The organism is Streptomyces montanus (genome assembly GCF_005786655.1).
GTDB lineage: Bacteria > Actinomycetota > Actinomycetes > Streptomycetales > Streptomycetaceae > Streptomyces > Streptomyces sporangiiformans.
On record NZ_VBZC01000037.1, the window covers coordinates 56,292 to 70,437 of the forward strand.

General features: G+C 69.7%; 10 protein-coding genes and 1 pseudogene. 7 read left to right on the forward strand and 4 right to left on the reverse strand.

Features of this window, described 5'->3' with window-relative positions:
* Nucleotides 1-141: 141 nt before the first annotated feature.
* Nucleotides 142-552 carry a VOC family protein gene (locus FE633_RS29295; protein ID WP_138048194.1) on the reverse strand — a complete coding sequence of 137 codons (411 nt, stop codon included), beginning with the start codon at nucleotides 550-552 and terminating at the stop codon, nucleotides 142-144.
* Nucleotides 553-865: 313 nt separating this feature from the next.
* Between FE633_RS29295 and FE633_RS29300 the strand changes: the two genes are divergently transcribed.
* Together FE633_RS29300 and FE633_RS29305 are read left to right on the forward strand one after the other, a co-directional pair.
* A complete protein-coding gene (locus FE633_RS29300; RefSeq protein WP_246113878.1) occupies nucleotides 866-1,324 on the forward strand; it encodes an SRPBCC family protein in 459 nt (152 codons plus the stop codon).
* A gap of 177 nt (nucleotides 1,325-1,501) precedes the next feature.
* Nucleotides 1,502-2,194, forward strand: a complete 693-nt coding sequence (locus FE633_RS29305) for a methyltransferase domain-containing protein (protein WP_138048224.1) — start codon at nucleotides 1,502-1,504, stop codon at nucleotides 2,192-2,194.
* 256 nt (nucleotides 2,195-2,450) lie between these two features.
* On the opposite strand, the gene FE633_RS29310 is transcribed toward FE633_RS29305, so the two are convergent.
* Nucleotides 2,451-3,464, reverse strand: a complete 1,014-nt coding sequence (locus FE633_RS29310) for a hypothetical protein (protein ID WP_138048196.1) — start codon at nucleotides 3,462-3,464, stop codon at nucleotides 2,451-2,453.
* 247 nt (nucleotides 3,465-3,711) lie between these two features.
* Nucleotides 3,712-4,041 carry a pyridoxamine 5'-phosphate oxidase family protein gene (locus FE633_RS29315; protein ID WP_246113884.1) on the reverse strand — a complete coding sequence of 110 codons (330 nt, stop codon included), beginning with the start codon at nucleotides 4,039-4,041 and terminating at the stop codon, nucleotides 3,712-3,714.
* On the opposite strand from FE633_RS29315, the gene FE633_RS29320 reads away from it, so the two are divergent.
* The 5 genes and pseudogenes from FE633_RS29320 (at nucleotide 3,994) to FE633_RS29340 (ending at nucleotide 10,225) form a co-directional block, all read left to right on the forward strand.
* Nucleotides 3,994-4,953 carry an AraC family transcriptional regulator gene (locus FE633_RS29320; protein WP_138048197.1) on the forward strand — a complete coding sequence of 320 codons (960 nt, stop codon included), beginning with the start codon at nucleotides 3,994-3,996 and terminating at the stop codon, nucleotides 4,951-4,953. The two genes, FE633_RS29315 and FE633_RS29320, sit on opposite strands and share 48 nt — an antisense overlap.
* 89 nt (nucleotides 4,954-5,042) lie before the next feature.
* Nucleotides 5,043-5,291: pseudogene (locus tag FE633_RS29325) on the forward strand (transposase); the annotation flags it as partial.
* A gap of 250 nt (nucleotides 5,292-5,541) precedes the next feature.
* On the forward strand, nucleotides 5,542-6,330 hold the full coding sequence (locus FE633_RS29330) for a hypothetical protein (protein WP_138048198.1): 789 nt from the start codon (nucleotides 5,542-5,544) through the stop codon (nucleotides 6,328-6,330).
* Nucleotides 6,327-8,585: a hypothetical protein gene (locus FE633_RS29335; RefSeq protein WP_138048199.1), complete on the forward strand. Its 2,259-nt coding sequence runs from the start codon at nucleotides 6,327-6,329 to the stop codon at nucleotides 8,583-8,585. Before FE633_RS29330 ends, FE633_RS29335 begins: the two co-directional genes overlap by 4 nt.
* 5 nt (nucleotides 8,586-8,590) lie before the next feature.
* On the forward strand, nucleotides 8,591-10,225 hold the full coding sequence (locus FE633_RS29340) for a type 1 periplasmic-binding domain-containing protein (RefSeq protein WP_138048200.1): 1,635 nt from the start codon (nucleotides 8,591-8,593) through the stop codon (nucleotides 10,223-10,225).
* A 185-nt stretch (nucleotides 10,226-10,410) separates the two neighbouring features.
* Here the strand turns inward: FE633_RS29340 and FE633_RS29345 are convergent, their stop codons facing one another.
* Complete coding sequence (locus FE633_RS29345; RefSeq protein WP_138048201.1) at nucleotides 10,411-14,145, reverse strand: SAV_2336 N-terminal domain-related protein; 3,735 nt, start codon at nucleotides 14,143-14,145, stop codon at nucleotides 10,411-10,413.
* Nucleotide 14,146: the final 1 nt, after the last annotated feature.

A 14,146-nucleotide genomic window follows, 5' to 3' on the forward strand; every position in this document is an offset into this window, starting at 1 on the left:
ATCCGTGACGTACGAACTCCACGAACTGACGCCGTCGCCCACCGCTTGGCGGTTCACGGCGTGCCGGGTCCCGCCGGCCGTCGGGTCGGCGGGACCCGGGAATGTGCGATCGGGCCGGGGCCCGGGCGAGGATGGTCTGTGTCAGCTGGGCGGCTGGCCGATGTTGACCATCCAGGAGATGCCGAAGCGGTCGGTACACATGCCGAATGTGTCGCCCCACATCTGCTTGTCCAGCGGGACGGACACGGAGCCGTCGGCGGACAGCTTCTCCCAGTAGCCGCGCAGCTCGGTGTCGTCGTCGCCGCTGAGGCTCACCGAGAAGTTGTTGCCCGGCTTGTGCTCCCCTTCAGGGGTGTCGGCGCCCATCAGGGTAAAGCCGCTCGGGGTCTCCAGCATGCCGTGCATGATCTTGTCGGAGTCCGGGGTGTCCTGCTGGCCGAGGTCCCCGTAGGTGTTGAGCGCCAGGGTGCCGCCGAAGACCTCCTTGTAGAACTCCATCGCCTGCCGGGCGTCGCCGGCGAAGATGAGATACGGATTGAGCCGAGATGCCATGACATACCTCCTGGAACGGAGTAAACGGTCGGATCTGTAGGCAGATTAGCGGCGCCCACTGACAACAGCCGTTGTCTTGCCGCATCCCTGCGTCCAGGTGAGCAGACAGCCCGGCAGGCAGCACGTGATGATCACCGGTGGCCGCCGCGCCTGTCCTCACAACGCCCCTGCTCGCGTCCCTGCTCGCGTCCCTGCTCGCGTCCCTGCTCGCATCCCTGCTCGCGCCCCCGCTCGGCGCGTGGTCCACGGCTGGGCTGCGTAGGATGAAGCGTGCTGGTCAATCTCGGCGCCTTCGGTTTGGAGGAGGTTCGTGATGACGCACGATGGCGAGCTGAGACTGCATCTGCAGCGTGTCCTCCGCGCTCCGCGCGCGGTCGTATTCCGAGCGTTGACCGAACCGCAGGAACTGGCCAAGTGGTGGGGCCCTGACGGGTTCGCCATCCCGAGTGTGGAAAGCGACCTGCGGCCAGGCGGTAGCTACCGGATCGCGATGCGACCTCCGGAAGGCGAACTGTTCTACCTGGTGGGGGAGTTCGTTGAGGTCGACCCTCCGGAACGCCTGTCGTACACCTTCCGGTGGGAGGACCCCGATCCCGAGGATCGGGACACGGTGGTCAAGCTGTCGCTTCGCGAAATCGGCGCTGCACGGACCGAGTTGGTCTTGAGCCAGGGCGACTTCGCCACTGAGCGGCGCCAAGCTCTCCACGAGGAGGGCTGGACTCAAAGCCTCAACAAGCTTGAGGAGCTGATGTCGTCGGATGCGTCGACCTGAGACCGATGCACCTGAAGCGAGACCTGGCTGCCACGATGCGTAACCCGCGGTCGCAAGCTCCTGCTCATCGAGCACTCGCCCTCGCTGTCACGCAGTTAGACGCGTCACTCCTTCTGCCGATGGGAGTTGTGGAACATGTCCATTCAGGGTGGGGGGGCGCATCGAGAGGCGACACTGATGCACAGGTCTGCATATGAACAGATGGAACTCTGTGTGAAGGAGTACATGCCGACGAACCGGCGGCACCGGGTCGTGGATCTGGGATCGCGTGTGTCAGACAAACAGAGTGTCACGCATAAAGACATGCTGGGTCAGCACGACATCGACTATGTGGGCGTTGATGTGCTCGATGGACAGAATGTGGATGCGGTCATGGCCAAGCCCTACCGCATTCCATTGAAGTCCAACAGTGCGGACTTTGTGCTCTCGGGCCAGGCATTCGAACACATCCCGTTCTTCTGGGCAACGATGATGGAGATCGCGCGCGTGCTGAAGCCCAGGGGAATGGCATTCATCACGGCACCGTCGCGCGGCCATGTGCACGATGCACAGGATTGCTGGCGCTACTACCCAGACGGGTTCCGCGCCATGGCTGCGTACTCGGGACTCGAATTGCGCGAGGCCTACACCGATTTCCCGCCGATGACGGGAATCCGGCACAATTACGCGGCCATTGACGCCAAACATGCCTACTGGGGTGATTCCGTCGGGGTCTTCCAGAAGCCCCGCCGCTACCGGCGACTGCCGATGTTCTTCGTACGCGAACTGACTGTCTGGTGGGCCAACCGCGTTGGAGGTCTCCAGAACACGCCCCTGCGCAAGCCAGTCGAAGGACGCGCGCTCTGCGGCCGCCCCGCGGACGTGCCGTAGTCGGCGAGGATCATGCACGGACTGCCATCGGGGACCGGTGGCTGAACTTCGCTGATGTACCGCAGGGCCCGCTGACTACCGCCTTACAAGCTCGCTCCCTCGTGATCCCGACGTGGGCAGACGCTACTTCCCAGAGCTGTCCAGCCTCGGCGCTCGAACCGGCTGCATCGGCCGTGATCCGGCTTACCCTCCGGACGCGGGGCCCCACGACCGCACACCTGACTCCCCGGATCACCAGTGAACCCTCACACCGCCTTCACCGGATGCCGGAGGCGGCCGGTCCCGCTCCGCCGCGGACGGTGACCCCGAACCGGGTCCGCATCCGCCGCAGCTCCCACAGCGAGACGGCGGTCACCGACAGCGGCCCGCCCAGCAGGGAGCAGAACTGGAGGACCGGCGGGCCCTCCGGCATGCCGCTGTCGATCAGGTTGAAGACCACGAGCACCCACACCAGCACTGCGGTGAGCACGGGCGGCAGCATCGGGTGGACGTGGGCGGTGTTGAAGGCACTGCGGGCGGAGTACAGCGACGCCAGGAAGAAGAAGGGAAAACCCCACACCATCACGGCCAGCGACAAGAGGAGCATCACATAGACGAACCAGTCCTTCCGATCCCCGACGGCGACCTGGGCCGCCGTGTACAGGACGCCGGCGATGACGAGCACCGTCAGCAGGTACCAGCCGACCGCCTTGAGCGGTGCATGGAGCCGGGAGCGCAGATACGGGCGCAGGTGTGAGGGTGCGTAGAGGATGAAGCCGAGGATGACCAGCGGGCCGGTGCAGAGCAGCAGGACCGGGGTGATGATCATGTTGGCGACGCCTTCGGCCGCCGCGTTCTCCCAGCGGTCGGCATCCACGCCGAAGACCAGGATCAGCGCGAGGGTGGCGACGACGCCGAGCACCGTGCGGGCCACCTGGACGCGGTCCACGGTGCGGTCCTCGATCCGGCCGTCGCCCTCCTGCACGAAGAGGCGGGTGGCGACGCGGTGCGCCGAGCGGACGACGAGGCCGACGAGGAAGGGGATGGAGAGATACCACAGGCGGCTGCGGCGTCGCTGCGGGCGAGCGGGCGCCGGGGCCGGCCGGCCATAGGGGTACGGGTTCTGAGGTGGATACGGATGCGGCGCGGGCGGACCGTAGGGACCGCCGGCGGGCGGTGGCCCGTAGGGGTTGTTGGCCGGCGGCCCGGGAGGACCCCAGCCCTGGCCGCCCGGTCCGTTGCCGCCGGGTTGTCCCGATCCTGGGCCCGGCCCCCATCCCCCGCTTGCCATGTCTCTTCCCCCGTTCATCTTCGGCCAATTGCTGTGTCGCACGGCGACAGCGCGGCAGTTTAGCGGCTCATGAGTCGCCTTTCCCACGGTCGTTGTGTGAATCCTGTACAGCCTTCCGGGGAGACTCCCAAGCCCGTCAGGGCGCCGACCGGATCGAGGTCGGGGGCGCCTCGGGGCCACCAGTCATCGCCCGGGCGGCGTCGGGTGCCGCCGGACGGCGGCGCACTTGAACAGGTTGTCGCGGAGGTCAGAACATGCAGCGACTTACGGTCTCCGGGTGGATGACGAGACGAACCCAGTCTTCGGCCAGGATCCCGGTGAGGTCGTCGGCGCGGGCCGGGTTGTCGAGGTCCCAGTAGCGAGCGGCTGGGCGGGCGCACAGGTCGTGTGCTCCGTCGGGTTCCACCGTGGTGCGGCCGGCGACAGCCAGCCAGCGCTCGCGTTCACCCACTGGGGCGGCGACGACGATCGAGGCGCGGGGGTCGCGGCGTAGGCGCCGCACTTTGAGCGAGTCCGGGGCCGTGAACAGTTGGACCGTGCCCTCGGTAGTGGCCTGTCCCCGCCCTGGGCCCTGCACTTCGTGGACGGTGCGCCGCTGCCCCTGTGCACCGTCCTCACCGGGGCGGGCTGGGTCGTGCCGGAGCACCGTCCGCCCGAGCCGCTTCGCGCCCGCGAGACGCTCGTCGTGCGCGGCCCCGTGACGTTCACCTTCGTCGACGAGCCAGGCACCCGGGCCGAACCGATCGCGTGCGGCGAGCACTGCGCGACGCCCGAGCAGGGCGGAACCCGGCACCGGCGCGGCTGGAACGACCGCGGCGGGGACGCCGGTGACGGCGGTGGTGCGACGACCCTGATCGTCGACGCCTATCCCGTACGCGGCGAGATCAGCCACCGACTGCTGGACGCGCTTCCCGTCGTACTGCGCGTGGGCGGCGGGGGCACGGCCGACCCCGTGCTGGACCACCTCGCCGCCGAGGTCTGCGTCGACACGCCGGGCCAGCAAGTAGTGCTGGACCGGCTGCTGGACTGGATGTTGGTGTACACGCTGCGCGAGTGGTTCGACCGGCCTGGCGGCGAGCCCCCGGACTGGTGGGCCGCCCAGCGGGACCCGGTGGCCGGCGAGGCGCTGCGTCTGCTGCACGCCGAACCGGCAGCGCCATGGACGGTCGCCGCATTGGCCGAGCGCACCGGGGTGTCGCGTTCGACGCCGGCCAAGCGGTTCGCCGACCTGGTCGGGGAACCGCCGTTGACCTACCTCACCCGCTGGCGCATGACGCTCGCGGCAGACCTACTGGTCGAGCAGGAGTCCGCAACCGTCGCGGACATTGCCCGTGCCGTCGGTTACTCCGACCCGTTCGGGTTCAGCGCAGCGTTCAAACGGGTCCGAGGCGCCAACCCGAGCGAGTTCCGGCGCACCGTGACCACTGCCTCCCCGGCGGCCGAGCGGCCCGTTCCAGCCCGCACCACTCCGGCCGGCTCGAACGCCTGAACCAGGGGTGAGTCAAGCCAGGGTGCGATCCACTCCGATCCGGATGCCGAGATCACCTGCACTTGACCATGATCGTGGTGGCTCGGCCGAGGCCGTGGCGGCATCCCGGGCGCAAGCGGCATCCGGACCGGCTGGGGTTCCAGGGCATCCTGTTCGTCCTGCACACCGGGATCTCCTGGGAACACCCGCCGCAGGAACTCGGCTTCGGTTCGGGCATGACCTGCTGGCGCCGTCTGTCTGAGTGGACCGAGGCCGGTGTGTGGCCCCTGTTGCACGCGATTCTGCTCGCCAAGCTCCCCGGCGCAGGCGCCCTGGATTTCCGAGAACCGGCAGTAAACACCATACGACCGCGGCTACGACCACGTCACGATTCGTAAGGGCTTGGTGCAGGTTGGTATTCGTTCTGGCGGGGTGCTGTGACAGGTGCGTCAGGCGCCGGTCCAGACGGCGAAGAGTAACTACAGTTCACGGGCGACCCGGTGTGGGACCTCGTATGTCACGTGTTTGACATCCCACTTCGGGGAAGGCGAACGAACGCGCATGGTGGTCACGGGAGTTGGGGGCAGAAGTTTGATCAGATCCCGGGCAGTGCCCACGAACGGCCTCTCCCCCGTGTACGACGAGACAGGTGCCGCCTCCGCGCGTTTCCTCCGGTGGCTGACCGGCGAGACCGACGGCGGCGCCGGGAACCGAGTGCCCAGCGCCGAATACGCACCCCATGAGCGGTGCAGCCTGGAACTGGTCGAGGGTGTCGTGGACCGTCTGGCCACACTCGGCTGGATAGCCGTGCACAACGACTCCGGTGCCGTGCCACCGCTGGTCAGCCCCACCGGCACCGGGCTCGCGGAGGTTCGGGCCTGGGACGAGGCGTACGCCGATCGGGACGCCCGGCGCCGATACGCCAAGGCGGCCCTGTTCGCCTGGTGGGACCGGGCCGGGCGGCACCAGAGCGGCGAGCCGAACCCCGAGGACTTCCTCTGGGCACGGGAGGCCTTCTACTGCGGCCGGCAGCTCGAGTTCGAGGACCTGGAGTACGCCAAGGACCATCTGGAGCTGCCCACCCCGGTCCGCATTGGCGTCGCCGAACAGGGCGCCGGGGTATTCCTGTCCTTCGAGCAACTGGCCCTGCTCGTGCAGGCGTCCCGCCCCGACCTGTCGGAGGCCGACAGCGAGGTGCGGCAGGTGCGCGAGCTCGCCGGGGCTCTGACCGAGGCCGCCCAGCGCGGTGCCGAGCCCGACGCGGGCACGTTGCAGCGCTTCCTGAAGCACAGCAGCGATCTGGTACAGGTCGGGTCCAGGTCGGTGGGTTCGATGAGCAGGGACATGGCGTCCGGCATCGTGTCGGAGATCATCAACTCGATGCTGAGGCTGGGATGAGCGCCCCCGCGGGCCCCGCAGCCGGGGCAGACGAGCAGATTCCGGAGGCGTACGCGCGCCAGCCCCTGCTGCGGCAGCTGGTGCCGCGCCTGGTCGGTCTCGACCGCGACCATCACCGCAGACGGCGGCATCACGAGTTCGGCGAGGACCTGCCGGTGGTGCTGCTCAGTGGGCGGCACGGCACCGGCAAGAGCGCCCTGCTGGGCGACCTCCAGCAGGCGTACGCGCCCGATGCGGGTCCCTGGCCGGGGCCGCGCGTCCCGTTCGCGCGGATCAACTGCGCGACACTGGAGGAGCGGGCCAGGGTGGGCCCGGAGATCTCCAACAACTCCTACGCGGTGGAGGTCCTGGCCGAGCTCGTCACCCAACTGTCCCGCCCCGTCGCCGGGTTCGGGCGGCTTTGCTTTCCCCGGACCACCGCCGGACTGCTCGCCGTGGTGTCCGCCCGGCGCCCCGGCAACGACGAAGAACTGCGGGTGGCCGACCAGCACACGGCCGCCCTGATGGGGCCCGTGTCGGGCACGGACCCGCCCCCCACCTGGGACACGCTCTTCCGCGCGGCGCTGCCCGCTTCCCCCGACCCCGCGGAGTTTCCCGAGGCGGCCGTGCGCACCTACCTGGGTCGGCAGTACAGATGGCGCTCGCGCAGACTCGCTTCCCGCCAGTTGGTCCGCTGGTACGAGAGCTACCGCAGCGAGGCCGACAACCGGCTGCGCGGTATGCCCCCGGGCGCGGCCGCGCAGCCGCAGCCGGTGCCGGCCGCGGAGCGTGCGCAGGCCGTGGCCCGGCTCTGCCAGGAGTTCCACCAGGGCCGCGGATTCCGGCGCGGTGTCGAGCGCATGCTGATGGCCGCGTTCCTCGCGGATGTGCGTTACGGGCCCTTCCGGCGTGGGAACCGCGCCCCGCGTCCGCTGGTCCTCCTCGACAACGCGCACATCGACGCCGGCCGTGACTTCCTCGAACTGCTCCTGGAACAACGGGCGCGGCTCAGCCGTGGCGCCCGCGACCAGTTGGTCGTGATCGCCACCGAACTGCGCGGCGACGACAGCCCGGCCACCCGGGACGACAACCCCGACGAGGAGAACGACCCCTACCCGGCCGCCGTATACCGGTCGCTGCACGAGGTCGGCAGGAACTCCAGGTGGACCCGGCACGGCACCGCTTCCTCGGCGGGCGTGCTGGTCGTGCCGCTGCCGCCGCTCGACACGGAGCACCTGGAGAGGATGCTCCAGCGCGACGACCAGGCCTCCTTCGACCCGTACATCGCCACCGCCGTACACGATCTGACCCGAGGCCACCCCATGGGGGCCCGCCGACTGTGCGACGCCGTGGTGCACAAGGCGCGCACCGAGGAGTGGGTGGCGGCCGAGGAACTCCTCGACCTGACCCATCCCGGCGGCACCGGCGAATCCGTCATCTGGCGGCTGCTGAACACCCTCGTCGGCAGCGAGAACCACGACGAGCTGTGCCTGTTCTCCCTGGCCTGGGACCGGGAGGCGGCCGAGCAGCTGGCAGAGCGGTGGGTGCCGCGTCGGATCGACGGCCTGGCCGCGGCCGACGGAGCCGCCGCCCAGCTGGAGCGGGAGCGCTGGTCGCGTGGAACGGGCAGCCGGCCGTTCATCACGGATCGTTTTCTGCGCACCCTGTTGGTCCATCAGATGCGCAGCGGGCGCGGTGGCAGCGGGGTGGACTGGTTCAGCGCGCACGCACTGCTCGCCGAGCACCACCGGCAGCGGGCTGCCGGCCGGTCGGGGCAGGCGGAGCGGGACGAGCGGTCCCGCTTTCTGTGGCACCGGCTCGCCGGGGGAGAGGCGCAGGAGGTCGTCGACTGGCTGCACGCGGAGTTCCTCAGAGACGACGGTGACGCGCTCGACTGGCTGCACATCCTGCGCACCGTGGCCCATGCGCCACGCCCGCCGGGAGACGTCTGGTTCGAGCAGTGCCAAGAGGTCGCGAAGGGCCGCCGGGACCGGCTGCAACTCCAGGCGGACCCGGGAGTGGACTTGGAGAAGCAAGCCGTCAACCGCCTTCTGCACGCCCTGTGGTACGCGGCGGACGAACTGGCCGAGGCGGACCGGACCCTGGCCGACCGGATCGGCCAGGACCTGTCCTTCCTCTCCGCCCAGCACTTGACCGGCCGTGCGGTGCTGGCCCAGGCCGCCATCCGCTGGCCGCGCGCGGTGCGGGACGGCGAGGACTGGCCCCTCGACCGCCGCTGGCAGGGCGACCAGCCACGAACGCGACGGGGACGATGAACGGGATGGACCGCAGAAACTGGGCCTGGCTGCCGGGTCGGCTCCGCTTCCGGGTGCTCGGCCTGATCGATGTCGTGGCCCTGTGGGCCCTGGTCGCCACCCTGGTGGGAGCAGGCGCTTGGTGGGGCCTGGACACCTACCAGGAGAACCGCGACTACTGCACCCAGAATGAGGAGCTGCGGCGCGTGGGCGCCGGCGAGGAGTGCATCGGCGTCACGGCAGCGGCGTACCCCTTCGACCAGGACCTCGCCGACGTCCTGGGCCGAATCGAGGACGAGAACGAGGCGGCACGGGAGTCCGGTAAGCCGACGGTGAGCGTCGCCGTCGTCATGCCGTACACCTCCAGGACCCCCGGTGCGGCCATGTCGAAGGACCTGATCCGGCATTCGCTCCAAGGCGCCTACCTCGCCCAGCGCGGCCACAACCACGGGCCCGCCACCGGCGACACCGCCGTCCAGCTCCTCTTCGCCAACGTTGGCGAGGATCTGAGCCGCTGGCGGACCGTGACCGACGAACTGGCCGCCCGCCGCGACGGCGAGAGCCCACTCGTCGCCGCCATCGGCCTGCCCAACAGCGACGCCGCCACACTCACCGCCGTGCGGCGGGGACTTGGGCCCGCGCAGATCCCGGCCGTCAGCGCTGTGCTCAGCTCCCGCGAGATGGAGCACCCCTACCTGTTGAAGGTCTCGCCCTCCACCGACCAGCTCGTCGACGCCCTCAAGCGCTATGTGAGCGCGAACAAGGTGAACCGCGAGGACACGTTCATGATCGCCGACGAGCGAGACGACAACTACGTCGCCAACCTCCGCCGCGTCTTCCGCCAGGAGTTCGGCGCACAGTACGGCATCACCGACGACGAGGTGCAGCGGCGCACCGAGACGTACCAGGGCATCAAAGGGCCCGCGGAAGGTACACCGCAGATCTTCCGGCGGGCCGTGTCCGCGATGTGCGCGGTCGGAGCCAGGACGGTGTTCCTGGCCGGCCGTGACGCGGACCTGCCGCCCTTCCTGGAGACCATCGACCGGACGCGTTCCTGCGACCGGGGCCCGGACGACGAGCCGACGCGCATCCTGCGCGTCAGCACGGGCCGCGACCCGGTCACCGAGACCGCCGAGATGCGCGCCATCGCCGAGCGGAACAACCTCGAGATCGTGACCGCGGCCGCCGTGGACGCACCCCGCTGGCGTGCGGCCAGGAGCGGCGACGAGCAGGTCCCCAAGGCCTTCGCGCTCTTCGCCGACTCCTACGACCGGTACTTCGGCGAGGAGAAGACCAACGCCCTGGGCGACGGCTACGCCGTGATGTACCACGACGCCCTCACCGCCGTGGGCACCGCCGTGACCGAGGCCCGGGACAACGGCATCAACACCGTCGACCACAACGACGTCTACAACGAACTGCGCCGGGGCAGCCCAGGCGGAAACTGCGCCGCGGGCTGCGTGCCGGGCGCGAGCGGCGTCTTCACCTTCGCGGACGAGAGCATCGGGACCGACGAGGGCGCCCGGCACGCGGCGGCGACTGGGCTGTGGCCGGTGTGCAAACCGGTACCCGTGGTGACCTTTCCGAAGGAGCTGCGCAGTAGGTCACCGCTCTACCGGACCTATCAGGAGCAGGGGGAGAACACCTGCCCTCGACCGTGATCCCGCGGCGAGCGGAGCCGCAACCGGCGGAAACCTGTCCCGCGTTCGGCCTGGGGCGAGTTGCTGCTTCCTGTCGTCGAATTGCCGGAGGGCGTCCCGACGTGTGGTGCCTCTGGCGCTCGTTCGCCCAGCGGCACCCGTCGAGGGCGGGCGAGGTGTGGACGAGCCGACGATGACCTGATGGCTCAGCGTCCGTTTCCTTGTCGAAGGCCGGTTCCTTCGGAATCCAGGGCGCTGTGAACCGTACGGCCGAGTTCGTCGAACGCGAGCTGGGTGGCGGCGTCGAGAGCGGAATGGTCGACCAGGCCCAGGCTGTGGATGGCGGTGTCGTAGGGGACGGCACACACGCTCCCCACGGAGCGTTCGAACTGCTGGCCGGCTGTGTGCATATCGCTCTTCGTCGCCCGTCCGTCCACGTCCGACAGGACGACCGTGGCCGCGCGCACCAATTGCTGGTAGCCGTGCCCGGACAGCCAGTCCAACTGGCCCTGGACATCGTCGAGATGCTCTTGCCGGACGGTCGTCGTGACGACCATGTGGCTGACCGCACCCAGCAGACCACGCAGCCTGTCGCCGGGCGGCAGGAAGGTGCCGTTGGCGTCCACGATCACCGTGCCGAACGACCTCAGCCAGTCGACGCCCCGCCGGACGGTCGAAGCGTCCATACTTACGACCGCGTTGGCAGGCACCAGCCCGTACAGGAACTGCGCCCCTCGGGAGTCGGCGAGCGTGACCCAGCCCTTGGCGTGGGACGGCATGTGTCCGGTGCCGGCACGGAACCGGGCCGTGATGGCCGAGGGCTCGGCGTCGAGCATGCGGTATCCGAAGACGCCCAGCTGCCGGTGCAGCGGCAGCATGACGACGGGGGTACGCCCGCCGCGGCGCGTGGAGGTCGCCCTGGCCGAGAGCGCGGACGCGAGCTGTACTGCGACGGTGCTGCGTCCGGAGCAGGGATGCGGGCTGATGACGGCGACGCAGTGGCCGGGGACACCTCCTGGGCGGGGTTGCAGTACAGCGGGCGACGAGGAACGGCGTGACAGGCGCTTCAGTCCGCGTGGGGGCTGGACCGATCCCGGAAACAGCTGCCACTTCTGGTAGTTGCCGGCGCCGGGGGACGGCTTCTCGTCGGCGGTCGGCTCCTCGCGCGGCGTCACCGGGACCTGGGCTCCGAGCGGTTCCTGCCGGCCGGTGGTGGTACGTGGCCGTGGCCTCGTCCGGACGAGCTCTGCGCCGTCGACCAACTCCAGCGCGGAGGGGGAGAGCCATGCCCGGAGTCCGGGGGATCCGGAGTCCTGCCGCGGCAACCGGTCGCGCAGCAGTGCGAGGACTCCCACGGCCGTGGGAGGTGTGCCGGCCGGGCCGTGCAGACAGCGGTCGATCAGCGCGTGGACCGCCGGATCCACTGACCAGGGGGGAGAGGGCGAGGACCAGTTGGCCACGTCGAGACTCTCCAGGCGGCCGGAGGAGTAGTCGTAGCGGGGCGCGGGCCACCAGGTGGTACCGAGCGCCTCATGGACCAGGTCGGCACCGAGCGCCGCATGGGCCAGGATCGCCGCCAGCGCCTTGAGGTCGTCAGCGGGCTGGGCCGACGCCTGGTCCGGCTGGGGCGGCTGCCCGTCGACGGTGGCACGGTGCCAGCCGATGATGACGGGGTTGTCGCCGGTCAGCAGTATGTGGCGGGGCGACAGTCGGCCGTGGACGACGCCGACGCTGTGGCTGTGCGCCAGTGCGGAGGCGAGACGCTGACCGAGGCAGAGAGTGGCGTCGACGCCGAGCGGCCCGGCCGCGGAGACTATCTGGGTCAGATCTGCCGCTCTGCCTCCGGACCGAGTGGTGACCGGCGAGGCAGCCGCCCAGGGGCGGGCCGCGTTCACCCCATGGTCGAAAAGGGTCGGCAAGCACGCGTGGTCGAATCTGCCGAGCGCGGCGACTTCCACGCGCACGAGCTCATTCGAGATCTCGGCACCGTGGCCCGAACGGGGGTTTGCACGGCGAACGGCTGCTGTGGCGCCCTCGGCGTCGCGCCCGAGATAGACATTTGTGAGACCTGAGGCCGTCGCCCAGCCCAACAGGCGGTAGTCGCCGACCTGTTTGGGATCCTGTGACGAGAGCTGCTGCCAGGGGAATTCCGGCCTGGGATCGGTCGAATACCCTACGTACGGCATGTGGAGATAGAACGCGTTCCGCGTTCCACGGGGTTCCTCCTCCGGTACGGTCGGCGGTTCCTCCCGGTCCGGGCCTGTAACACCCGTCAGGCCAAGACGTTGCAGCAGGGCGGGACCGAGCCAGGCGAAGTTCTGCGCGTGCTCCGGCAGAAGATCCGTACCGTCCGGACGGTTCAGCCAAGCAGCGAACTCCGGTGCCTGACTGATGAGTTCACCGATCAGGACCGACACGTGGCGGGCCGTCTCGACGACCTCCGCCGTTGGCACCGCGTCCAGCAGGATGTCGCGAGCCTCATCGGTGAAAGAGAAGATCCGCTGACTGTGCAGGAAGCTCCTGGTGCCCCGCAGGACGGCCGAGTCGGAGGGCGCGTCCTCCGCCAGACGCATCAGCCCGCCAAGGAAGACCTCCGACAGGTGCGCCGTCGTGGCGCTCCATGGAACGGCCTCGGCGACCAGGCGCATCACCGGCACCGTGAGGGGGGCGATGGCGGCGAGATGCCCCGCGAGCCGGTACGCCTCCGGGGACGCGGTCTGGCGGAACTGCCGTACCGCCTGATGACTGGACTCCGCGGCCGACTCGGTACTTCCGCGGGCGGACCGGTGATCCCACAGCGGCAGTACGGTGCTCACGCCGCCGGCCACGGTGGAACGCGCCCAGGCGGCCAGCTCGCGCGGTTTCGGTTCGAGGACCGGGATGGCGCTGCCGGTGAACGGGCTGAGTTCGGGTGGCAGCAGCGTGTCCCGAATCCGCCATTCGCTGTTGGCGGCGCCGGGATGCGGGACGTGGACCGACCATCGTCGTGTGGGCAGCGCCGAACCTGCCCACATCCGCGGGGGCAGTGCGTGGATCACGGCGGTGGGTCCGCACGAGGCCCACCGGGCGAGTTGCGCCCCCATCGCCCCCGTACGCCACCCAGGGCCGGCGCCGTCCGAGATGACGAGCGTCATGGTGCGTCCGGAGGGGTCGTCGAGAACCGCGGGCCGAAGCAGGCTCCGTGATGCCCCGAAGGGCCTGGGTGACAGCATGGGCGTCCGGTCGTCCCGCAGCCTCAGCCCCCAGGTGCGGATCTGGCGGAAGGCACCCAACCGTTCGAAGAGCGCGTGCAGTTCGGTGCAGAGCTGCTGCCACAGGAGCATCGAACCGCTGTCGTCGACGACGAGCGCCAGATCCAGCCAGCGCTCCTGCTCCGGGCGTGTGACGACATCCAGTACGCCGGTATGGGCGATCCGGGCAGCCGTGGTGGCCTCATCGATCTCGTGCCGGCGGGAGTTGGGCCGGTACCGCTTCAGCGGACGGAGCGCCCGGGCTGTCGCCAGCGAGCCGGACAGGGAGCGGGGGTGTGCGATGCGGATGGAGCGGGCTCTGGGGAGCTCCGGCGCAGGCTGCGGCTCTGGCGCCTGGCTTTCACCTTCGGGGGCGGCGTCCGTATGGGGGGCACTGTCGTCGGCATCCGCCGCGTTGCTGTCGTCCTCCGTTTCATCCCCGGCGTCGGACAGTTCGGGTGCCGCATGAAGTTCGGACGGCGGCTCTTCCTCGGGCAGGGGCAGCGGATTCACCCGCTTCGACGCGGCGCTCGTATCGGTCTCCTCGGAAGACGAGGCAGCGGTATCCCCGGTCTCCCGCATCAGAGCGCGTGCGAGCGGCGCGCTCTCTCCCCGGGGTACGCGCTGTGCGAGCCACAACACCTCAGCCAGCTCCTCGGCGGTTGGCTGCTCGCCGAGGAGTTGGAGGATGCGAAGGACTCGCTCAGGCATG